The 21998-nt window shown below is 70.5% G+C and carries 23 protein-coding genes; 8 read left to right on the top strand and 15 right to left on the bottom strand.

What is annotated here, in order from left to right:
• Positions 1-37: 37 nt before the first annotated feature.
• The 3 genes from LX12_RS17555 to LX12_RS17565 form a co-directional block, all read right to left on the bottom strand.
• Complete coding sequence (locus LX12_RS17555) at positions 38-823, bottom strand: thioesterase family protein (RefSeq protein ID WP_253655867.1); 786 nt, start codon at positions 821-823, stop codon at positions 38-40.
• A gap of 72 nt (positions 824-895) precedes the next feature.
• Positions 896-2296, bottom strand: a complete 1401-nt coding sequence (locus tag LX12_RS17560) for a fatty acid desaturase family protein (RefSeq protein ID WP_253655868.1) — start codon at positions 2294-2296, stop codon at positions 896-898.
• Positions 2297-2405: 109 nt separating this feature from the next.
• Positions 2406-3503 carry a ferredoxin reductase gene (locus LX12_RS17565; protein WP_253655869.1) on the bottom strand — a complete coding sequence of 366 codons (1098 nt, stop codon included), beginning with the start codon at positions 3501-3503 and terminating at the stop codon, positions 2406-2408.
• A 297-nt stretch (positions 3504-3800) separates the two neighbouring features.
• Here LX12_RS17565 and LX12_RS17570 point away from each other — a divergent pair, with 297 nt between their 5' ends.
• Positions 3801-5231 carry a bifunctional phosphatase PAP2/diacylglycerol kinase family protein gene (locus tag LX12_RS17570; RefSeq protein ID WP_253655870.1) on the top strand — a complete coding sequence of 477 codons (1431 nt, stop codon included), beginning with the start codon at positions 3801-3803 and terminating at the stop codon, positions 5229-5231.
• A gap of 84 nt (positions 5232-5315) precedes the next feature.
• Positions 5316-6041 (top strand): GAF and ANTAR domain-containing protein, encoded by a 726-nt coding sequence (locus LX12_RS17575; RefSeq protein WP_253655871.1) that lies wholly within the window; start codon positions 5316-5318, stop codon positions 6039-6041.
• On the opposite strand, the gene LX12_RS17580 is transcribed toward LX12_RS17575, so the two are convergent.
• Positions 6026-7474, bottom strand: coding sequence for a flavin-containing monooxygenase (locus LX12_RS17580; RefSeq protein WP_253655872.1), 1449 nt, complete (start codon positions 7472-7474; stop codon positions 6026-6028). The genes LX12_RS17575 and LX12_RS17580 overlap by 16 nt on opposite strands.
• 101 nt (positions 7475-7575) lie before the next feature.
• Between LX12_RS17580 and LX12_RS17585 the strand changes: the two genes are divergently transcribed.
• Entirely contained in the window at positions 7576-8232 is a 657-nt protein-coding gene (locus LX12_RS17585; RefSeq protein WP_253655873.1) for a TetR/AcrR family transcriptional regulator, read from the top strand.
• A gap of 14 nt (positions 8233-8246) precedes the next feature.
• On the opposite strand, the gene LX12_RS17590 is transcribed toward LX12_RS17585, so the two are convergent.
• From LX12_RS17590 to LX12_RS17610, 5 genes are all read right to left on the bottom strand, one after another.
• Entirely contained in the window at positions 8247-8486 is a 240-nt protein-coding gene (locus LX12_RS17590; protein ID WP_253655874.1) for a LuxR C-terminal-related transcriptional regulator, read from the bottom strand.
• 169 nt (positions 8487-8655) lie between these two features.
• The gene (locus LX12_RS17595; protein ID WP_253655875.1) at positions 8656-9597 is read right to left on the bottom strand and encodes an esterase/lipase family protein; all 942 of its coding nucleotides are present in this window, start codon (positions 9595-9597) and stop codon (positions 8656-8658) included.
• Positions 9598-9646: 49 nt separating this feature from the next.
• Complete coding sequence (locus LX12_RS17600) at positions 9647-10306, bottom strand: SDR family oxidoreductase (RefSeq protein WP_253655876.1); 660 nt, start codon at positions 10304-10306, stop codon at positions 9647-9649.
• 65 nt (positions 10307-10371) lie between these two features.
• Positions 10372-10593, bottom strand: a complete 222-nt coding sequence (locus tag LX12_RS17605) for a hypothetical protein (protein ID WP_253655877.1) — start codon at positions 10591-10593, stop codon at positions 10372-10374.
• A gap of 43 nt (positions 10594-10636) precedes the next feature.
• Complete coding sequence (locus LX12_RS17610; RefSeq protein ID WP_253655878.1) at positions 10637-11095, bottom strand: hypothetical protein; 459 nt, start codon at positions 11093-11095, stop codon at positions 10637-10639.
• Between the two features lie 103 nt (positions 11096-11198).
• On the opposite strand from LX12_RS17610, the gene LX12_RS17615 reads away from it, so the two are divergent.
• A complete protein-coding gene (locus LX12_RS17615; RefSeq protein ID WP_253655879.1) occupies positions 11199-12638 on the top strand; it encodes an FAD-binding oxidoreductase in 1440 nt (479 codons plus the stop codon).
• Positions 12639-12665: 27 nt separating this feature from the next.
• Here the strand turns inward: LX12_RS17615 and LX12_RS17620 are convergent, their stop codons facing one another.
• The 4 genes from LX12_RS17620 to LX12_RS17635 form a co-directional block, all read right to left on the bottom strand.
• Complete coding sequence (locus LX12_RS17620) at positions 12666-13097, bottom strand: organic hydroperoxide resistance protein (protein WP_253655880.1); 432 nt, start codon at positions 13095-13097, stop codon at positions 12666-12668.
• Positions 13098-13199: 102 nt separating this feature from the next.
• Positions 13200-13850, bottom strand: a complete 651-nt coding sequence (locus tag LX12_RS17625) for a hypothetical protein (protein WP_253655881.1) — start codon at positions 13848-13850, stop codon at positions 13200-13202.
• Between the two features lie 37 nt (positions 13851-13887).
• Entirely contained in the window at positions 13888-14919 is a 1032-nt protein-coding gene (locus tag LX12_RS17630; protein WP_253655882.1) for an aspartate-semialdehyde dehydrogenase, read from the bottom strand.
• A gap of 3 nt (positions 14920-14922) precedes the next feature.
• Positions 14923-16188, bottom strand: a complete 1266-nt coding sequence (locus tag LX12_RS17635; RefSeq protein ID WP_253655883.1) for an aspartate kinase — start codon at positions 16186-16188, stop codon at positions 14923-14925.
• A 170-nt stretch (positions 16189-16358) separates the two neighbouring features.
• Between LX12_RS17635 and LX12_RS17640 the strand changes: the two genes are divergently transcribed.
• Positions 16359-17654 (top strand): putative hexosyltransferase, encoded by a 1296-nt coding sequence (locus LX12_RS17640; RefSeq protein WP_372505078.1) that lies wholly within the window; start codon positions 16359-16361, stop codon positions 17652-17654.
• Between the two features lie 11 nt (positions 17655-17665).
• Here LX12_RS17640 and LX12_RS17645 read toward each other — a convergent pair whose 3' ends face one another.
• Positions 17666-17905 carry a hypothetical protein gene (locus LX12_RS17645; protein ID WP_253655884.1) on the bottom strand — a complete coding sequence of 80 codons (240 nt, stop codon included), beginning with the start codon at positions 17903-17905 and terminating at the stop codon, positions 17666-17668.
• Between the two features lie 82 nt (positions 17906-17987).
• On the opposite strand from LX12_RS17645, the gene LX12_RS17650 reads away from it, so the two are divergent.
• From LX12_RS17650 to LX12_RS17660, 3 genes are all read left to right on the top strand, one after another.
• Positions 17988-18953 (top strand): GlxA family transcriptional regulator, encoded by a 966-nt coding sequence (locus LX12_RS17650; RefSeq protein WP_253655885.1) that lies wholly within the window; start codon positions 17988-17990, stop codon positions 18951-18953.
• Between the two features lie 605 nt (positions 18954-19558).
• On the top strand, positions 19559-20029 hold the full coding sequence (locus LX12_RS17655; protein ID WP_253655886.1) for a serine/threonine protein kinase: 471 nt from the start codon (positions 19559-19561) through the stop codon (positions 20027-20029).
• 254 nt (positions 20030-20283) lie between these two features.
• Positions 20284-20925 carry a serine hydrolase gene (locus LX12_RS17660; RefSeq protein WP_253655887.1) on the top strand — a complete coding sequence of 214 codons (642 nt, stop codon included), beginning with the start codon at positions 20284-20286 and terminating at the stop codon, positions 20923-20925.
• A gap of 288 nt (positions 20926-21213) precedes the next feature.
• Here the strand turns inward: LX12_RS17660 and LX12_RS17665 are convergent, their stop codons facing one another.
• Positions 21214-21945, bottom strand: a complete 732-nt coding sequence (locus LX12_RS17665) for a TetR/AcrR family transcriptional regulator (RefSeq protein ID WP_253655888.1) — start codon at positions 21943-21945, stop codon at positions 21214-21216.
• Between the last annotated feature and the right edge of the window lie 53 nt (positions 21946-21998).

Here is a 21998-nt window from a genome sequence, read left to right on the forward strand (position 1 = left end):
GCAGGTGTCCGTCACACGCGATGCCCGCCGGCGCGGCTCAGGCGAAGACCGCCACGGTCTGGGTCGCCACGAGCACGGCGCGACGGTCGGCGTCGTACACCCGCATGGTCTGGTGGGAGTAGCCGCCGGCGGCATGGTCGCCGTCGGAGTCGATGAGGAACCATCCGGACCCGTCGACGAGGTCGTCGCGGCAGACGTGGACGTCCCAGGTGATGGTGCTGACCGGCGCCCAGTCCTCGAAGACCGCGGTGGCCGCGGGAGGCAACGCGTCGCCCAGTGCTATCAGCGCGACGTATGGGTCGACGCCCGCCGCGTCGCGATGGCGCACCCAGGCGAGGTACCGCGGCGCACCCGCGGGATCCAACGGCCCGCCACCGCCGGCGCGGCGCATGTCGAAGTTGACCGCGAACGCGGGACGCGGGGCGTCCGCGTCGGCGAAGGGCGGGCAGGAGTCCGCATCGGGGACATCCGGGGCGTGCAGCAGGTCGTGGACCACCGCGCTCGGTCGCGGCCGGGCGAACACCACCGTCGACTGCGCGGCGACCTGCCCCTGGCTGACGGCCTGCACCGACACGCTCGACACCGAACGCCCCTGACGCAGAACGGTTCCCGTCAGAGCCACACTGTCCGTGGCGGGTGCCGTGAAGGCGAAGTGCCCGGACCGCAACGGCGTTGGGTCGTCACCGATCGCCTGACGTGCGGCCGTCACCGACAGCGCCGCGGTGAGGCCTCCGTAGGCCGTGCGGCCCTGCGTCCAGGTGTCGGGCACGGCTACGGGGGTGGTCGCGTCGACGCGGGACACGATCTCGGCGAGTGACGTCATGGTGAACCACCCGATCACACCGATGGGCCGGCCATCACGGCCGGCCCATCGATGGGGGTGATGCGGTGCTGCTCAGTCGCGCGAGGGCATGTCGAACATCACGCCGTCGTTGCCGTCGCTCTCCGGCCCCGCGGCAGGGTGGCTCGCGGGCATCCGGCCCCGGTAGGCCGCGGCCTCGCTGACCCGACCGTCGGCCCCGGAGTGCTCGGGACGACGGAACGGGCCCGGCTTCGGCCGCACCTTGCCGCCCGGGAACGCGAGACGCAGGATGGTGCGCTGCACGCTGCCCCACTGCTTGAAGAACGGACCCGTGTTGTACGGCAGGTCGTAGCGCTCGCAGATGTCCTTCACCTTCGGGGCGATCTGCGAGTACCGGCTGCTGGGCATGTCCGGGTAGAGGTGGTGCTCCACCTGGTAGCTCAGGTTGCCGCTGGCGATGTGGAACAGCGGGCTGCCGTCGATGTTCGCCGCACCCACGAGCTGCCGGACGTACCAGGCACCACGGCTCTCGTCCTTCGCCTCCTCCTTGCTGAAGGTGTAGGCCTGGTCCGGGAAGTGCCCGCAGAAGATGATCCAGTTCGACCAGAAGTTGCGGATGATGTTCGCGGTGAAGTCGGCCCAGAACGTCGCGACGAAGGTCTGCTCCGCGGCGACGAGATTGTCGTCGGCGAGGCGCGCGAGGGCGCGGGTGGGCTTGCTGTCGACGCGGCGGAGCAGCTTGCCGAACTTCGAGGTGCCCCGCTGCGGCACGCGACCGGCGGTGAGACCGTGCGCGAGCACCACCGCGCCGGCGCTGATGAGCGGCCAGCCGATGTAGTCCTTGACGACCTGCCGACGCATCTTGTAGCCGATGCCGCTCAGGTCCTTGAGCATCTCCTTCGCGGACTTGTCACCGCGTCGGAACGCCTCGAGGTCGAGATCGTGCAGGGCGACGCCCCACTCGAAGAAGGCCATCAGCAGCACGTTGTAGAACGGCTGGAAGAGGTAGACCGGATGCCACTTCTGGTGCGGGTCGATCCGCATGATCTCGTAGCCGAGGTCCTTGTCGAGCCCGCGGATGTTCGTGAACGTGTGGTGCACGTAGTTGTGCGAGTGCTTCCAGGCCTCGGCCGTCGACGCCGTGTCCCAGTCCCACACCGACGAGTGGATGGACGGGTCGTTCATCCAGTCCCACTGGCCGTGCATGACGTTGTGGCCGATCTCCATGTTCTCGAGGATCTTCGCCGCACCCAGGGCGACGGTCCCCACAGCCCACGCCGGCTTCGACCGGGAGTTCAGCAGGACCACGCGACCGAGCGCGGCGAGCTGACGCTGCGCGGCGATCACCGACTTGATGTACGCCCGGTCCTTGTCGCCGAGGTCGGCGTAGACCTCGTCGTGGATGGCGTCGAACTCCTTGCCGAGTCGTTCGATGGTGTCGGCGTCGAGATGAGCCAGTGGGCTGATCGGCTCAGATCGCTCGGTGGTGGTCATGGTGGTCCCTCCGTGGTGTGGTGCGCCGGTGGTGGCGCGGTCGTTCGGGGCTGGCCCGGGACGGGTGGCGTGTCGAACCTGTCGGCAGGGGTCTGGTCGCCGGGGCGACCTACAGGTCGATCTCCACGTCGCCTTCGGCACTGTTGACGCAGATCCGGATGGACTGTCCCTCGGGCGAACTGACGTCGCCCGTGCGCAGATCCCGGATCTGACCCTTCTTCAACACTCCGGTGCAGGTGTGGCAGATGCCGATCCTGCATCCGTACTTGAGCTGCAGGCCGGCTTCTTCACCTGCGGCGAGAATGGGAACACCTGGCTCGACGTCGAATTCCTCGTCCGACTTGAGCATGGCGACGTGACCGCCTTCGCCCTCGCCGGGTGTGGCCGAGAACGTCGGCTGGAACCGCTCGAGGTGGATGTGGTCCTTGACCCCGTTCTCCTCGTAGAAGTCGACGAGGTCGTCGAGGAGCTCGCCCGGCCCGGACGCCATCGTCTCGCGCTCACGCCAGTCCGGGCACAGGTCGTCGAGGTCCGCGGGCTTCATCCGCCCCTCGTCGCCGGTGACCCGCAGGTGGAGCTGGAAGCCGTCGTGCTCGCGGTCGAACCTCTCGAGCTCCTTGCTGAACATGGTCTGTTCGCGCGCGTGGATCGAGTGGATCGCGACGATGTCCTTCATCTGGTCGAGCCGGTCGAGCTCACGCATCATGCTCATGATCGGCGTGATGCCGCTGCCCGCGCTGATGAAGAGCATCTTGTCCGGCAGGGGGTCGGGCAGGAGGAACGTTCCCTCGACGTCGCTCAGTCGGACGATCTCGCCCGGCTTGATCCGCTCGACCAGATACGGCGAGACCGTCCCGGACTCGACGAGCTTCGGCGAGACGCTGATGAGTCCGTCGCGCGGCTCCGGGTCGGAGGTGAGCGAGTAGGCGCGCCAGTGGAACTTGCCGTCGATGACGAGCCCGAGGCGGACGTACTGTCCGGGCTTGTGTCCCTGCCACTCGTAGCCGGGACGGATCCAGACGGTGGCCGCGTCCGTACCCTCCGGCCGGATCTCCTCGACCCGACCGCGCAACTCCTTGGTCGTCCACAGCGGGTTGATGAGCTCGATGTAGTCGTCCGGCTCGAGAGGGCTGAACAGGGCACGGATGCCCTTGAGGAAGAGTCGACGCGCAGGGGACACCTGTGGTGTCGCTCCCCGTTCAGCCATGCTGCACCCCTTCGGACTTCGGTCCGTCTTCGTCAACGCGCTGTGGGCGCGGCGGTCGGCTGAGCACGTTCACCCCCTCCACAACTCGTTGTGACGCTCGTCTCTTCCCGAGAGTACAAGTGTTCACGGGTGCCTGCCGCGCCTTGACGGCATCGAGGGCAGAATCGGACAGGCGGTCGAGTGCCGCCGGCGTGGGTCGACCACCGCACGCCGACCGCCACCGACGAAGGGCCACGCGTGCGCAACCGATTTCGGGTCCGACGGCGGCGGACGCGCCTCGCGTCGTGGGCGTCACGGATGGACCGCGCCGTGTTCCTGGCGGTCGCCCGGACCGACTCCCCCGTCCTCGACGTGACGATGCGGCGGCTGACGATCGCCGCCAACTTCTCGCGACTGTGGTTCGGCATCGCCGCGCTCCTCGGCATCTCCCGGGTGGGGTCCGCGCAGCGCGCTGCGGCGCGCGGCGTCGCGAGCGTGGCGGTGAGCAGCCTCGTCACCAACCAGATCGCGAAACGCATCTGGGGTCGACGCCGTCCCGTCACCGACGCGGTGCCGCTCGCCCGCCTCGTCCCCACCCCGACGTCGGGGTCCATGCCGTCCGGGCACTCGGCCAGCGCCGCGGCGTTCACCGTCGCCGTCGCGGTGGAGAACCGGGCGCTCGGCGTCGCGCTGGCCCCGCTGGCCGGGGCCGTGGGTCTGTCCCGCGTGGCCACCGGCGCGCACTATCCCGGCGACGTGGTCGTGGGCCTCGCGACCGGCGCGGGGATCGCCTGGGGACTCGCCCGGGCGTTCCCGCCGCTGTCGGTGCACCGTGAGCGCGCGCCCGAGCCCACCTGGATCGACGTCCCGCCCCGACCGGACGGCGACGGCGTGGTGATGGTGGTCAACCCCGCGTCCGGAGGGGGTACCGGAGCCCGGGTGGCCGATGTCGTCGCGCGTCGACTCCCCGCCGCACGGATCGTCACCCTCGACGAGGGCGACGACCTCTCCACCGTCCTCGCGGACGCGGCCCGCGACGCACGGGTCCTCGCCATCGGCGGGGGCGACGGCAGCGTCGGTGCCGCCGCGGCCGCCGCGAGGTCGGCCGGTATCCCGCTCGCCGTCGTCCCGGCGGGGACCTTCAACCACTTCGCCAAGGACATCGGGTGTCCGACCGTCCACGACACCGTGGTCACCATCCGCGAAGGACGTGCTGCCGCAGTCGATCTCGCCGTCCTCAACGACGACACCGCGTTCGTCAACAACGCGAACATCGGCACCTACCCGCAGTTCGTGCGGTACCGCGAACGGTACGAGCGCCGGGTCGGCAAGCCGGTCGCCTCGCTGATCGCGCTGCTGCACGTGCTGCGCCGGGAGCGACCCGTGCGGCTGCGGCTCGACGACCGCGAGGTCGCCACGTCGATGTTCTTCATCGGGGCCTCGACCTACGAGACGCCCGGGTTCGCCCCGGCCCACCGCCCGCACATGGACGACGGGGTGCTCGACGTCCGCGTGCTCGACGTCGGCATGCGGTGGGCGATCCCCCGGATCATGCTCGCCGCGGCCATCGGTCGCCTCGACCGGTCGCCGCTGTACCGGGAGGCCCGGGTCTCCGAGCTCGACGTCGTCTCGCTCGACGGCCCGACCGCGGTCGCGCTCGACGGCGAGGTCCGCACCCGCTGCGAGACCGCGCGGTTCCGGGTCGACCACCGTGCGTTGACCGTCTACGGCACGTTCGACCGCGACTGAGCCGCGCCCGACCGGCCGGACCGCCCGGGTGTTTCACCCGTTGCGGCACCGGGTATGCCAGGGCGCGTGGACATCCATCGGCGTATGGCCGAGCTCGCGCGAGAACTGCACGCGGTGCCCGAGTCCGCGCCGGACGCGCTGGAGACGGTGCTCGTCGCGGTGACCGCCGGCGCCCTCGACAACGTGGCCGGCACCGACCACGCCGGGGTGCTCCTCGTCGACGCCACGCGGCGCACGCTGACCACGGTCGCCCCCACCGACGACATCATGGTCACCCTGGACCGTCTCCAACAGGAGACCGGCGAGGGACCATGTCTGGCCGCGGCGTCCGAGACCACCGCCTCCGACGACACCGTGGTCTGGGTCGACGACATCGCGAACGACCCGCGGTGGCCCCGCCTCTCGCGGCGGATCGTCGACGAGACGCCGGCCCGGTCGAGCATGTCCTTCCGGCTCTTCACCCACCAGGGCACGCTGGGTGCCCTGAACCTGTTCTCCGACACCGCGAACGCCTTCGACGAGGACAGCCGGGAGATCGGCCGGGTGTTCGCGACGCACGCCGCGCTGGCGATGTTCCGCACCCGTCAGCAGGGCGAGTTCCGCAGCGCTCTCGCCAGCCGCGACACCATCGGTCAGGCGAAGGGGATGATCATGGAGCGCTTCGGTGTCGACGCCATGCAGGCATTCGCCCTGCTGCGCAAGCTGTCCCAGGACGGCAACGCACCGCTGGCCGAGGTCGCGCGACGGCTCGTCGACGCGGGCTCGGAGTCAGCCGGGGACCAGCGGCCCGGGGGTCACGCGACCCGGTGATCCTCCGGGCGGAAGTCCCGGGCCAGTCGACGGAACGTGAAGCTGAAGCCCGGGTACGTCACCACCACGTGACCGTCGGCGGACTTGTACCAGGAGTTGCACCCGCCGGCCTCCCACACGGTGCCCTTCATCTCCCGGTGGATCATCTCGGTGTAGCGCCGCTCGGCGTCCTCGGTGACGTCGATGGTCCGCGCTCTGCGCGACCGCACCTCGTCGATGGCCGTCATGATGTAGTCCATCTGCGCCTCGATGAGGAAGATGGCCGACGTGTGACCGATGCCGGTGTTCGGGCCGGTGACGACGAACAGGTTGGGGAACGACGGGATCGTCGTGCCCAGGTAGGCCCGCGGGAACGGTGACCACGCGTCGGCGAGCATGCGCCCGTCGACGCCCTTGACCGGATACGAGACCAGGCCGTCGGCGAAGTCGTACCCGGTCGACCAGACGATGACGTCGACGTCGACGTGCTCGCCCTGCGTCGTGACGATGCCCGTCGGGGTGACCTCGGCGATGCCGTCGGTCTTGTCGTGCAGGGTGACGCTGTCGCGCGCCAGAGCCGGGTAGAGGGTGCTCGAGAGGATGACCCGCTTGCAGCCCAGCGTGTAGTCGGGGGTGAGCTTCGCGCGCAGCTCCGGATCCCGGATCGTCCTGCGCAGCAGCCGTTTCGCCGCCGTCTCGTAGACGAGGTGGATCGCCTGACGCGAGTACTTGAAGCCGATGATGCGCGTCTCGAGGTTCCAGTAGATCGCCGAGCGGAGGATGTTGTTGACCCACGGCCGGGCGAGGAACCGCGCGAGCCGCGGACCGAACGAGACGTCGTGGCGGCGCAGCACCCAGTGCGGGGTCCGCTGGAACACGTGGAGGTGCTCGACGTCGTCGACGATCGCCGGGATGACCTGTGCCGCACTGGCACCGCTGCCGACGATCGCGACACGCTTGCCGGCCAGGTCGACGTCGTGGTCCCAGTCGTTGGTGTGGAACGCGGGGCCCGCGAACGTGTCCCGGCCCGGGAAGTCGGGCACGACAGGGGTGCTCAGCGGGCCGGAGGCGTTGACGACGAACTGCCCACGGAAGTCGCCTGCGGACGTGCGCACCGTCCACGCGTCGTCCTCCCACTCGATGCCGGTCACCTCGGCACCGAGGACGATGTGGCGGTCGAGGCCGTGTCGTGCGACGACGTCGCGGGTGTAGTCGGCGAGCTGGTGTTGCTTCGCGAACAGCCGGTCCCAGGGGTAGGGCTCGCCGGCGATCGAGTACAGCGGTGACGGGACGTCGACGGCGGCACCCGGGTAGGTGTTCTGCGTCCACGTGCCGCCGACGAAGTCGCGGCGTTCGAGGATGACGAAGTCGTCGATGCCCCGGTCGAGCAGGCGCATGGCGGCGCACTGCCCGCCGAACCCGCTCCCGACGATCACCACGGTGTGTTCGCGCATCGACCTCTCCCGGTTCGCCCGCCCCGAGGGCAGGGTATCTGACACGCCCGCGTTCCCGACGCGCATCCCGTGACGTCCCCCGGGCGGTAGCATCGGCGCCCGTGGGTGACGCGCCGACAGCTGTGGACCGACGTACCGGTGGCCGCCGGTACGGGGGCCGGTCGACCGCTGCGCGCGTCGCCGAGCGCCGGGCCGCGTTGCTCGAGGCAGGCCTCGACCTCTTCGGCACCGAGGGCTATCAGCGGGTGTCGGTGAAGCAGGTCTGCGATCGCGCCGGACTCACGCAGCGCTACTTCTACGAGTCGTTCGACGAGCGCGAGGCGTTGCTGCTCGCCGTCTACGACGAGATCGTCGACGACGTGGGCCGTCGCACCGTCGACGCGATCGACAAGACGCTGCCGACGATCGCCGAGCTGGCGCACGTCGCGCTGGCCGAGTTCATCGGGTACCTCACCGCGGACCGTCGTCGTGCACGCGTGATGCTGCTCGAGGTCGTCGGCGTGAGCCCCGCACTGGATGCGCGCCGACGACGCGTCATCGGGGACTTCGCCGAGATCATCGTCACCGCGGGGATGGCGCACGCGGGGCTGTCGGAGACCACCGACGAGTTCCGGCTCAGCGCGATCGGGCTCGTCGGGGCGGTGAACCAGCTCCTCGTCGACTGGGTGCTGGGTGAGGCCACGGCGGACCCGGCCGCCATCGAGCACGTCTGCACGCGACTGTTCTCCGCGGCGTTCGCCGAGCTGTTGCCGCGCTGACCGCCGTCGCGATCTCAGAGGTCGTCGAGCTGCACCAGGCCGTCCTGCAGCGCCCGGGCGAGCAGCTGCGCCTTGGTCCGCGCCGGGCGCCCCACGTCGGCGTACTTGCTCCGGATCCGGGCGATGTGGGTCATGACCGTCGCCGGCGCGATGGTGAGTGCGGAGCCCACCTCGTCCTTGCTCTCCGACTGGATCCACAGGCGGAGGACCTCCGCCTCGCGCGGACTCAACACAGGCCGCGGCATGTCCCTCATGACGCCCCCCTCACGACGAGAATTCTCGGTTCCCGGTGTCGAAAATACACGCCGTCGGAGACACGTTTCCGCAGGCAGACGGCCTGATTGCGTGCAACTGCACGGTTTGCAGAAAAATTGCACCCACGCCCTACAGTGCACCCCGCGGGGGTGTGCAGATCGCGTCAGGTCAGAACCGACTGCCGGTGAACGGGGCGGCTCGCTCGCACACCGCGGGACGCGGGTGGACCGGGTCGAGGGCGTTCAGGACGAAGGTCGCGGCCCGGCGCGAACCCGCCAGTCCCGCATGCTCCGTCAGGTCCTGCGGACACCCGTCCTGGACGACGATGTTCGTCACGTTCGCCCCGCCGGGCACCAGACCGGAGGTGTACGGGACGACGGCCTCGTCGTGGATCGTCGCGATGTTGGTGTAGGTGATGCCGGGGTCGTACAGGCCACCGGCGTGCAGGCCCCGGATGGTCGGCGAGTTCGGGTCGAACTCGCCGCACGCCGCGCAGACGGGCAGCGGCCCGGTCAGGAGTCCGCGCTGCCGCGCGAGGTCGAGCATCGACCCCGCACCCGCGGGCGACGTCCCGTCCCACAGGGCGGCCAGGGACACGTACCTGCCGATCTTCCCGGCGCCGGCCCCGCTCTTCACCCACAGCGCGGGGATGAGCGTGCCCTGGGAGTGGCCGACGACGTCGACGCGTGCGGCACCGGTCGCCGCGAGCACACGTTCGGCGAACAGCCCGAACTGTCGGGCGCTCTCGCGCATCGGGCCCATCCCGCCGATCGCAGTGATCGGCCAGGGACCCGGCAGCGCGCCGTAGGTCAGCGCGAAGACGCAGTATCCGGCGTTCTTCAGCAGCGGGACGTAGGTGCCCCAGTTGGTCTGCCGCGACCCGCCGGTGCCGTGCACCAGGATCACGGGGTCCGGGTGCTCGGGGCTCGGGCGGCAGGCGAAGTCGTTCGAGCCCGGCAGTGATCCGCCGGGATGGGCTAGCTCGGGACCCACGCCCGAGAAGAAGTCGTAGGCGACCGGCAGCGGGGCCGCCTGTGCGCCGACGGTGGGGCCGGCGACGACGGCGACCGCCACCGTCACCGCGAGCACGACTCGGCGGAGGATGACCATCGACCGAACCTAGCAAGTGCTTGGTCGGCGTACCCGGCGTTCGGTGGGCTCAGCCGGCGGCGTCGGCGGGATCGCCGAACCGCAGGTCGACCGGACGGTCGGGGCCGTCCCAGAGGTGCAGACGCTCGTACTCCGCGGCGATGGTGTCCGGGTCGTAGGCGGTGCCGGGTGCCACGGGTCCACACACCGTGACCGTGGAGGACCGGACGGCCGGGCCGAACTCGGTGTCGAGGAGTCTGGCGAGTGCACGCAGCGCGGCCTTGCCCAGCGACAGACTGGTCAGCTGCGGCAGCGGCTCGGGCATCCCGGCCGTCAGCAGGTAGCTGCCGCCGTCGGCCGCGGCCATGCGGGGCAGCAGCGACGACGCGGTGGTGACCGCCCCGCCGACGTTCACGGCGAGGGTGTCGCGCAGCGAGTCGGCGTCGAGATCGGCCACGGTGTCCTGACGGATCACGCCCGCGTTGTAGACGACCAGCTCGGGCACGCCGAGCCGGTCGACGAGATCGTCCAGCGCGCCGCGCAGTGCGCTCTCGTCGGCGACGTCGGCCGTCACACCCGCCGCGGACGTCGGCAGCCCCTCGAGCAGGGTGTCGATCGTCGACGACGACCGCGCGAGGACACCGACGCGGTGACCCCGGTCGGCGAACCGTCGCGCCACCGACCGTCCGATACCGGGGCCTGCGCCGACGACGAACACCGCTGCGGGCATGGAGATCTCCTGACGTCGCGCCGACGCCACCACGCTACCGACGGCGCAGGAGACCTCCCGATCGCTCAGCCGCGGGCGTCGACGGCTGCTTGCACCGCGTGCTCGTCGGCACCGCCGGGGACCTCGATGGCCCGTTCGCCGTCCAGCGACCCGTTCACCCAGCCGTCGCCATCGGATTCACGCCAGTCCATGAGCTTGCCGTCGGCGTCGAAGGCGAGCGCCGCGCGGTCCGGGTACTGCTCGGTGATCTGCGCGATGCGCTGCGCCAGCGTGCTCTCGACGGCCATGGCCGACGGGGTACCCCCGTACCCCGCAGTCGAAACCCGCTGATCAGGCCTCGTCGGCGTCGGCGGACAGGTCGTCGACCGTCACACGCGGCATCGTGGTCACCGCGTACAGCGTCCGGACGAGGTGGACGACCGTCAGGATCCCGAACACCGCGGTCGCGACGCCGCAGAGGATGAGCAGCACCAGCGATCCGAGCCCGTCACCCTGTGCCGCCACCACGGTGCCGGCGGCGCCGAGCACCGCACCCACCGACGCCCATGCCGCCGCGACGAGACGCGGTCCGACGGTGCCGGCCGAGAACAACCGCTGATAGATCCGGACCTCGAACTCGTCGACCGCGGCCCGGTGCACCGGGTCCGTGCCGGCCAGTGATCGCAACCGCTCGACCACCGCCGCCTGGTCCTCCAGGCGACGGGCGTCGCCACGGCGGTGGGCGACGAACGCGCCTGCGGCCACGACGGTGACCACGACCAGGACCACGGCGGCTGTTGTGCTGCTCACGCAGGTCACCGTACAAGCCGGGAGACCGAGCGCTCGGCCGGTGCGTCGCGGGCGGCGTCGATACGATCCGGCTGGAGGATGTGACGGGCGATCGGAGGACGGCGTGGGCCGACCGGAGGCGACGCGACGGGCGGTGCTGCGTGGGCTCGCCGCCGCCGGCCTGCTGGGCGCGGTCCGGCCCGTCGCGGCCTGGGCGGACACCGGATCCGCGTCAGGGCTCGGACCGTTGGCCGCGGTCAGCGGAGGCGGCCTCACCACCCCGCTCGACCCGGGATGGACCGCGGCCACACGGATCTTCAACAGCCGGTTCGACGACGCCGCGCCGCTCGCCGTCGTCGCCCCGACCACGGTGCAGGAGGTGGTCGCGACCCTCGGTGTCGCGCGCGACCTCGGGCTGCGGGTCGCGGTGCGCAGTGGGGGCCACTCCTACATCGGCGCGTCGGCGGCCGGTGGTGCGGTCGTGCTCGACCTCCGGCGGCTGACGGGCGGGATCGTCGTCGACCCCGAGACCGTCACCGTCACACCGGGTTCCCAGCTCGGCCCCCTGCAGCGGACTCTCGCGCAGACGGGCCGTTCGGTGCCCGTGGGGACGTGTCCGACGGTGGGTGTCGGCGGATCGACGCTCGGCGGCGGGATCGGGATCGATTCCCGGACAGACGGTCTCACCTGCGACCGCCTGGTCTCCGTCGACGTCGTGCTGCCGTCCGGTGAGGTGGTCACCGCCACAACGACGGAGAACCCGGACCTGTTCTGGGCATCCCGCGGGGGCGGCGGCGCCGTGGGTGTCGTCGTCGCCATGACGTTGCGGACCGCGAGCGCCCGCGACAGGGATGTGGTCGCGATGACCTTCGCCGACGCCGACGCACCCGCCGCAGTCGCCTCGGCTGTGCGCTGGACGGCGAGGCAGCAGCGCGACGTGTGGGCGACGGTGACCATCGCCTCGACCGGGGTGGACGACGTCAGCGCGACGGTCCTGATGATCACCGCGAAAGGCCAGGGCACCTCCGCCGCAGCAGATCTCGTGCGTCTGGTCGGTGCCGACCCTCGTGCGGCGCAGACGACCAGCCTCGACCCGACGGGCACACTCGACTTGTTCGCGCGGTACTCGTCGCAGACGCCGCATCCCTTCGTCGGCGGGTCCGACATCCTGCGGACGGTCGACGAGACGACCGCGATCGCCGTGGTCGACGCCGTCCGTGCCCGGCGCGCGACGGGCCACGCCGCGTCGGCCATCGTCGATCCGCTCGACGGTGCGGTGACGGATCTCGGTGCGGCCGACACTGCGTTCCCGTGGCGTGGCCACACGGCGGTCGTGCAGTGGATCGTCGACCCCCTCGCCGCCGACGACACCGAGACCGACGCCCTCGCCTGGCTCACCGACTGCCACGCGAGGGTGGCCGATCGCTCCGACGGCGGATACGCCAACTACGCCGAGGCGGGGGCGCCGGCGGACCGGTGGTTCGGGGCCAACACGGCCCGCCTGGCCGACACACGACGGCGACACGACCCGGACGGCCGGATCGTGTCGCCGTGGTTCGACTGAGCGCCGGCGGTCACCGGCGCGGACAGGTCAGACGTGCGCGTGGACGGTCTGCTCGATGTTGCCCTTGGTGGCCTTCGAGTACGGGCAGAAGGCGTGCGCGCCCTGCGCGAGCTTGTCGGCCGTCTCCTGGTCGAGACCGGGGAGGGTGACGTCGATGGTGGCGGTGAGCCCGAAACCGCCGTCGGCCGGGTCCTTGCCGATCCCGATGGTGACGTTCACGGTGCTGTCGTCCGGAGCCGGGGTGCCCGCCTGCTTCGAGGTGGCGTGCAGGGCGCCGAGGAAGCACGCGGCGTAGCCGGCTGAGAAGAGCTCCTCGGGGTTGCTGCCCTCGCCGCTGCCGCCGAGCTCCTTCGGCGGACGGAGGTCGAGGTCGATGTTGCCCGTCGCGGAGTACACCTGGCCGTCGCGTCCACCGCCGGTGGCCTTGGAGGAGATGGTGTAAGCCGGATCGATGCTCATCTGCAGTCCTTTCGGTCGTCGGTGCCGCGCGGGACACGCGGCTCACCGCCATGAGCCAACGCTGGGTCACGCATGGGGCATTCCCTGCAGGTGAGGGTGACCTCAGTAGCCGGTCGTCCGACCGGGACGCAGACGCATCGGCGCGGGCAGCCAGAGGTTGACGTCACGCCGGAAGGTGAACAGGGCCGACAGCACCAGCAGGCCGAACTGGACCCACGCGATGACGGTCAGCACCGTCGGGACCTGCGGGTAGTCGAAGAGCAGGTCGACGCCGACGGGGATCGCGAGCAGCGTCACCACGACGACGGTGACGTAGAAGTTCCGACAGTTGCGGCTGTGGTGGCGGGCGATCGCGACGAGCAGCGGGTACTGCACGGCCAGCGCCACGAGGATCCCGACCAGCAGGACCGGCGGGACCGTCGACGACAGGGAGTCGATGTTCGACGCGGGCGCGGCGTTGCGGGGGTCACGGACGACGCCGTCGGCGAGGCGGGCCCGCAGGGCGTCGCCGATCGTCCCGAGCGCGACGAAGCCGTAGACGGCGGAGACGAGCCCGAGGGCCGCCTGCGCGTACCAGACGGTCAGCGCATGACGCAGTGAGGCCGGCGGCGGACCGGGGTCCTCGTCACGCAGGTGCTTGTCGGCCGACGTGCGACCCGCCGCGATCTCGGCCATGTCCATCGCGTCGAGCTCGGCCATGCTCGGCACCCGGTCGGGCGCGCCGTCCGGGTCGGGTTCTCGTGCCGTGCTCATGACCCCAGTGTGGCACCCGTCGCAGGAGCCACCGCCGTCACCGCGCGACGAGCAGTTCCGCGATCTGGATGGTGTTCAGCGCCGCGCCCTTGCGCAGGTTGTCGCCCGCGACGAACAGGGCCAGGCCACGGCCGTCCGGCACACCCGGGTCGACGCGGAAGCGTCCGACCAGCGACTCGTCGATGCCCGCGGCGTCGCGCGGCGTCGGCACATCGACGACCTTCACGCCGGCCGCGTCGGCGAGGATCTCCTGCGCCCGCTGCGGTGACAGCGGCCGGTCGAACTCGGCGTTGATCGACAGCGAGTGGCCCGTGAAGACGGGCACGCGCACACAGGTGCCGCTGACGAGCAGCTCGGGGATGTCGAGGATCTTGCGCGACTCGTTGCGCAGCTTCTGGTCCTCGTCGGTCTCGAACGAGCCGTCGTCGACGATGGCCCCCGCCAGCGGCAGGACGTTGAACGCGATGGGGGCCACGTACTTCACGGGGTCGGGGCCGGTGACCGCCGAGCCGTCGTGGACGAGCTTCTCGACGTCGTCGATCCCCGCGCGCAGCTGCCCGGCGAGTTCCTCGACGCCGGCGAGCCCACTGCCCGAGACGGCCTGGTAGCTCGAGACGATGAGGCGGCGGAGGCCGGCCTCGTCGTGCAGCGGCTTGAGGACCGGCATCGCGGCCATCGTGGTGCAGTTCGGGTTGGCGATGATGCCCTTGGGCGGGGTGTGGGCCAGATGACCGTTCACCTCGGAGACGATCAGCGGGACCTCGGGGTCCTTGCGCCACGCCGACGAGTTGTCGACGACGGTCACGCCCGCGGCGGCGAACCGCGGCGCCTGCTCACGGGACATCGTGGCGCCGGCGGAGAACAGGGCGACGTCGAGGCCGGAGGGATCGGCGGTCGACGCGTCCTCGACGGTGATCTCACCGTCGCGCCACGGCAGCTTCTTGCCCGCCGACCGCGACGACGCGAAGAACCGCACCTCGTCGGCGGGGAAATCGCGCTCGGCCAGCAGGGTGCGCATGACGGCACCGACCTGACCGGTCGCGCCGACGACACCGACACGGATGCCCATGGCTCAGCGCCCCGTTCCGGCGTGGACGACGGCTTCCTCGTCGCCACCCAGGTCGAATGCGGCGTGCAGCGCGCGCACGGCGTCGTCGAGTTCGCTGTCGCGGGTGAGCACCGAGATGCGGATCTCCGAGGTGGAGATGAGCTCGATGTTGATGCCGGCGTTGCTCAGCGCCTCACAGAACGTGGCGGTGACGCCGGGGTGGCTCTTCATCCCCGCGCCGACGAGCGACACCTTGCCGATGTGGTCGTCGTAGAGGATCTCGGAGAACCCGATCTCGTCCTTGAGCTTCATCAGCTTGTTCGTCGCGACCGGGCCGAGCTCGCGCGGCAGCGTGAAGGTGATGTCGGTCTTGCCGGTGTCCACCTTGGAGACGTTCTGCAGGACCATGTCGATGTTGATCTCGGCGTCGGCCACGGCACGGAACACCTTGGCGGCGTAGCCCGGCCGGTCGTCGAGACCGACGACGGTGATCTTGGCCTCGCTGCGGTCGTGTGCGACACCGGTCAGGATTGCGTCTTCCACGGGGATGTCCTCCATCGATCCGGACACGATGGTCCCGGGCTTGGTGGTGTACGACGAGCGCACGTGAACGGGAACGTTGTAGCGGCGGGCGTACTCGACGCAGCGGAGCATCAGCACCTTCGCGCCGCACGCGGCCATCTCCAGCATCTCCTCGAAGGAGACGGTCTCGAGGTGCCGCGCGTCGGACACGATGCGCGGGTCGGCGGTGTAGATGCCGTCGACGTCGGTGTAGATCTCGCAGACGTCGGCGTTCAGCGCGGCCGCGAGCGCGACGGCGGTGGTGTCGGAGCCGCCGCGGCCGAGGGTGGTGACGTCTTTGGTGTCCTGCGAGACGCCCTGGAAGCCCGCGACCAGGACGATCTTCCCCTCGTCGAGGGCACTGCGGAGACGACCCGGCGCGACCTCGATGATCTTCGCCGAGCCGTGGCTGCTGGTGGTGATCACGCCGGCCTGCGATCCGGTGAACGACTGCGCGTGCGCGCCGAGCGAGCTGATGGCCATCGCGACGAGGGCGTTGGAGATGCGCTCACCGGCGGTGAGCAGCATGTCCATCTCGCGGCCGGGCGGCGACGGGCAGACCTGCTCGGCGAGATCGAGCAGTTCGTCGGTGGTGTCGCCCATGGCCGAACACACCACGACGACGTCGTGGCCGGCCTTCTTGGTCTCGACGATGCGCTCGGCGACCCGCCGGATCCGCTCGGCCGACGCGACGGACGACCCGCCGTACTTCTGCACCACGAGTGCCACGCCGGCGTACCTCCACGCGATTCGTTCCTCGGGTCGCCGATGCGCGCCACGATGCGCGTCGTCTCGGCGATGACGCGCCACACACTACCGACCGGCCGAGAAGGGCAGATCGGGCGCTGCGCCTCGTCGCCGGAGCGGCGTCCGTGCCGGATCGGCTTACGATCTCTGCCGTGGCGACCACAACCACCGCGACCGTCGACGACGCGGGCGAGACGACGACGCGGCCCGGCGGCGCCGTCGCCTGGCTCGCGGGCCGGGACTGGGTGCTCCCGGTGGTCCTCTTCCTCGCCGTGCGGGCGATCGGGGTCGCGACGCTCGCGCGGTTCACCGACCTGCGCGGCGGGTCGCTGAGCGCCTCGCTCTCGGCGTGGGACGGCAAGTGGATGCTGGCGATCGCCGAGTACGGCTACGACGGCGTCCCGTACACGCAGGCCGACGCCCACGGGTACCGCGACGCGAACACGCCGTACGCGTTCTTCCCGGGCTACCCCTACCTCGTCGGCCTGGTGGCCGACATCCCCGGCGTGTCGGTGCTCGGCGCCGCGATCGCGGTGAACATCGTGCTCGGCGCGGTCGCGGCGGTCGGTGTGGCGCGGCTCGGCGCGCTGTGCGCCCGACGGATGTCGGAGCGGCCGAGCGGTCGCGGGTGGTTCACCGACAACCTGCGCGCCCGCACGCGGGTGTCGATGCTGTGGAACGAGAACCCCTCGCCGACCGGCGATCCCGACCCGACCCGCGTCGGGCTCATCTTCGTCGTGCTGTTCGCCGCCGCGCCGATGGGCATCGTGCTGTCGATGGCGTACACCGAGGCGCTCTTCTGCGCGTTGGCCGTGTGGGCGCTCCTCGGGGTGCTCGAGCACCGCTGGATCCTGGCCGGGCTCATGACGCTCGGGGCCGGCCTCACCCGGCCCACGGCCGTCGTGCTGATCGGCGTCGTCATGCTCGCGGCGCTGCTGGCGCGTCGTGACGGACCGTCGACGTGGATCGCGTTCGTGCTCGCCCCGCTGGGTTACATCGGCTATCTCGCCGTCGTGTGGCACCAGACCGGCAGTCCGACAGGGTGGTTCACCATCCAGACGCAGGGCTGGGGGACGGAGATCGACTGGGGCCGCAGCACCTGGGACTTCGTCAACTACTCGCTGGTGAACTCGTCGGAGGTCGCGCTGGTCGCGACGGCGTGGATCACCGTCGCGACAGTCGCACTCGTGGCGGTGGCCGTGTGGGAGCGCCTCCCCTGGCCCGTGCTCGTCTACGGGACGCTGGTCGTGGTGTCGATCGGCGCGTCGAGCGGGCTGATGATGAGCCGACCGAGACTGCTCCTGCCCGCGTTCGTGCTGCTGGTGCCGGCCGCGATCGCGTTGGCCCGCAGTCGACCGTTCACCCAGGCGTGGGTGCTGGTCGCGGTGGTGGCGCTGAGCTCCTGGTTCGGTGCGCACATGCTCACGGTCTACCCGCACGCCATCTGAGCCGTCGGACCTCACCGCACCCCGATCCACCCCGGGCCGGGGAAGCCGTGCCGCTCGGCGGCGGGCTGTTCGTGCGCGGCGATGCCCCGGACCTCCTCCCGGATGCGATCGGTGTCGGGGCCGAGGTCGGTGATGTGACCCGGGTACGAGTCGAGAGTGGGCAGGCCCTGGGCCCGGCGGCTGCGGCGGTCGGTCAGGGCGAGGACCACGACGAACAGGACGGTGACGATCAGGAAGGCGAGAAATGTCATGGCAGTTATCCTGCGACCGCCGATTTCGTGCCACCAGTGGCAGCGATGACACCCCCGGTAAATTTTCTGCCATCATGGTGACGTGCTGAAGACCGTCGCGGTGATCGTCCAGGAACCCGTCGCGCTGTTCGAGTACGGCGTGATCCACGAGGTGTTCGGGCTCGACCGCACCGACGACGGTGTCCCGCCGTTCGAGCTGCGGATCTGCTCCCCGACTCCCGGCGTCCCGCTGAGCAGCGGCAACGGGGCGTCGGTGATCGCGCCGCACCCGCTGTCGGCTGCGCTCGACGCCGACCTCGTCGCGATCCCCGGCGGGAGAACCGACGTCGATCCACCCGTCGAGGTGCTCGAGACGTTGCGGGAGGTCGTCGCCCGCGGAGGTCGGTTGTTGTCGGTGTGCTCGGGGGCGTTCGCCATCGCCGCGACCGGCCTGCTCGACGGAAAGCGATGCACCACGCACTGGCGACACGGCGAGCTGCTGGCCGAACGGTTCCCCGCCGTCCGCGTCGACACCGACGTGCTGTTCGCCGACGAGTACCCGATCATCACCAGCGCCGGCACCGCGGCCGGGATCGACGCCTGCCTGTACGTGGTGCGCGAGGAACACGGACCGGTCGTCGCCAACGCCATCGCCCGACGCATGGTGGTGCCGCCGCACCGCGACGGAGGCCAGCGGCAATTCGTCGCCGCGCCGGTCCCCCGCTGCTCGGACGACGGGTTCGGCGCCATTCTCGCGTGGATGGTCGAGAACCTCGACGCCGACATCGCCGTCGAGGATCTCGCCCGCCGGGCCCACATGTCGTCCCGCACCTTCGCCCGCCGATTCGTCGACGAGGTCGGGACCACCCCGCACAAGTGGCTCACCGAACAGCGCGTCGGCCATGCCCGGACGCTGCTGGAGTCGACCGACATCGCCGTCGAACAGGTCGCCACCCAGGTCGGATTCGGCTCGGCGACACTGCTGCGGCACCACTTCACGTCATCGGTCGGGTTGTCCCCGACCGCCTACCGCCGCCGCTTCGGCTGCGGAGTCGCCGACGCGAGCTGAACCGGGTCTCGCCCGCGGATTTCTGGTTCCGCCACCCGACTGCGGCTTCGCCCGCGTGATCTCTCGGGCGAACCGACACTGTGGTTGCGAAAACCCGGCTGGGGACGGGGAGTGGGTGGCCAGTTTGCATGCCGGCCTGCCGTTCGCACTGTCCGATGACGTTCGCACGCCGCATGCATCGTGCGAACGACGCAAGGCCGTGCGAACGCACGCCGGCCATCGGGCTCGCGCCGAGTTGGCGAACACTCCGCCACAGCCACGGTCGTCGTTCGACGGCGTGATCGGATCTGGTCCAAGGACTGAGCAAATGTTCGGATTGCCCGGGAAATCCGGCGAACGTGTGATCGACTCGAATGCGGTGACGGCGAGGTGGCACGGTGAACGGCGAGCCCGTCCGGCGCACGTCAGCGTGGTGACCCGCCGCGCCGATGAGATGTGATCAGCACTCGACAGGGGCCGACATGGCGACACCCGGGGACAACTACGGACGTCCGTACGATCAAGGCCCGCCGACTGAAGGCTTCCCCCCGCCGACCGGGGCATATGCAGCCCCCGCCTATTCGGCTCCGCCTCCGCCTCATCGGGGCGGCCCCCCTGCCGCCCTCGTGGTGCTCCTGACCTTGTTGGTGGTCGTGATCCTGGGGCTCGTCGGCGCCGGGGTCTGGCTTCTCGTGTCGAACCGTTCATCAGGGCCAGCCCAGACGGCCGCATCGACCTCGACTGCGACCGTGACCGCGTCAGCCCCCGCAGCGAACGCTCCCGACACCGTTCAGGCGCCCGCACCGGTTCCGGCCCCGGCCCCTGTAGCCGGCCCTCCCGCCGGGAGTTCCGCATGCGGCTCGACCTACGGCAATCTCAACGGCTACACGCGTTCTGCGGTCGGGTCGTCGGTCACTTCGTGCCCCTTCGCGGAGGAAGTGCGCTACGCGTATGCGGTCAGCGGCCCGCGCGGCAGCAACAGAGTGGTGACGGCGGTGAGCCCGGTGAACGGGACCGCCTACGACATGAACTGCGTCGCAAACTATGCAGTCGTGACCTGTGCCGGCGGGAACAACGCGATCGTCTACATCTATTGATGCGCCGCCTCGCCTCAACCGTCCTCCTCCTCGCTGCAGTCGCCCTCGGGGGATGTGCGACTAGGGATTCGACTCCAGCCCCGGTCACGGTCACGACCGTGACGGTGACACCGCCGTCTACGACTGTTGTGTCCGGCGCCACGTCGTCGTCCGTTCCAGCACGCGGGCCCGGCGTACCCAACTCGTCGTTGGCTTCGGCATTTGCGCAATGGGCTGAGGGAGCACCGGGGCGGGTCGCGGTCACCGTCGCAGCGGTGGGCGCCGACACGACCTCCACGTTGCTCCCCGCGACGGGCACCGACGTCGCATGGTCGACGATCAAGGTGCCCCTTGCGTTGGCCGTGGCGCGGGATGGCGACTCTGCGATGTCCACGAGTATCGAGGCGGCGTTGACCCAGTCGGACAACTCCGCTGCAGAGGAGCTGTGGAGCAGTCTGGGTCCACCGTCCACAGCTGCCGGTCGCGTCGGCGAGATTCTCCGCGACGGCGGCGACTCCACGACCGTTGTCCAGAGCCAGCGTCTACGACCCGGTTTCACCGCATTCGGGCAAACATCCTGGTCGCTCCCTGCACAGGCGAGGTGGATGGCCGCACTGCCCTGCTTGGCTGACGCGAACGCTGTTCTCGACCCGATGAAACGGGTCATCCCATCTCAACAATGGGGCCTCGGCATCGCCGACGGTGCGGCACTCAAAGGTGGCTGGGGGCCGGACCCGTCGGGAACATATCTTGTTCGACAGATGGGGATCCTGGCCACCGGTCGGGGCAGCACTGCGATCGCCATCTCTGCGCGGGCAGACGACGGGACTTTTGCCTCCGGGACTCAGCTCGTGACGTCCGTTGCGCGATGGCTGATCGCCAGACAGGGCCGGCTACCCACGGGCAACTGCGGGTAGGTCGTCTGGTTTCGGCGGCGAGTTCGGGGAATCGGTGGTGCGTTCGCACGCCTGCCTGCCGTTTGCATGCTCCGGTGACGTTCGCACGCCGCATGCACCGTGCGAACGACGTGAGGACATGCGAACGCACGCCGACCACGCGAACGTGCGACGCATTCCCCTGTCCTGGCTGGTTTTCGGTTCTTCGCCCGCCACCTCACCAACTCGCCACTACAGCACGGGTTCGCCACCGAAATCCCCCGGGCGAACCCGGGCCACGGTGGCGAACGCAGGAAAGTGCGGGCGAGATCAGCCCCGAGCGCCGCGCGCGACCACCTCGAAACCGATGCAGAGCATCTCGACACCGCGGTCGAGACGTCGGCGCATGTCGGTGAGGCCGACGTCGCGGCCGGCTCCGACGAGGTCGGCGATACGCGGGGGCGGTTCGACGGGTGGGGTGCCGTCGAGCACCTCGTCGAGGCCACCGCGGGCGGGGTCCTGGTCGGGCCCGGTGGTGCGGACCAGATCGGCGCTGACCGCGGTGAGCGCGACGCCCTGGATGTAGCTCCACAGGGTCAGGGTCATCTCCGCGGCGCCGACGCGGTCGACGCCGAGCTGGGAGAACCCGGCCATCATCCAGTCGAGGCAGTGGAGGCTGGCCGCCCCCATGCTGTGTCGCGGCGACGAGTACGCGAGGACCACCCACGGGTGGCGGGTGTAGAGGTCCCAGTCGGTGTCGGTGGCGACCTGCACGCACTCCCTCCAGGTGCGTCCCCCGACGGCCGCGCGGTCGTCGGACGGGTCGTCGGCGGCGTGCTCGCCGTAGGGGTAGGGGAACCGAGCGCCGATCTCCTCGGTCATCGCCATGAGGAGGGCGTCCTTGTCGGCGACGTGCCGGTACAGCGACATCGCGCCGACCCCGAGCCGGTCGGCGATCTTGCGCATGCTCAGCGCGTCGAACCCCTCGACGTCGGCGATGTCGATGGCCGACGAGACGATCGCCTCGCGGGTCAGTCGCCCGCCCGCGTCGCTGTCGCTCACACCTGGCTCCTTCCCGGAATGCAGGCCCCCGTGAACTCGTTTGCGTACACCGT

The sequence above is a fragment of the Williamsia serinedens genome, from assembly GCF_024171725.1.
Lineage (GTDB): Bacteria > Actinomycetota > Actinomycetes > Mycobacteriales > Mycobacteriaceae > Williamsia_A > Williamsia_A serinedens.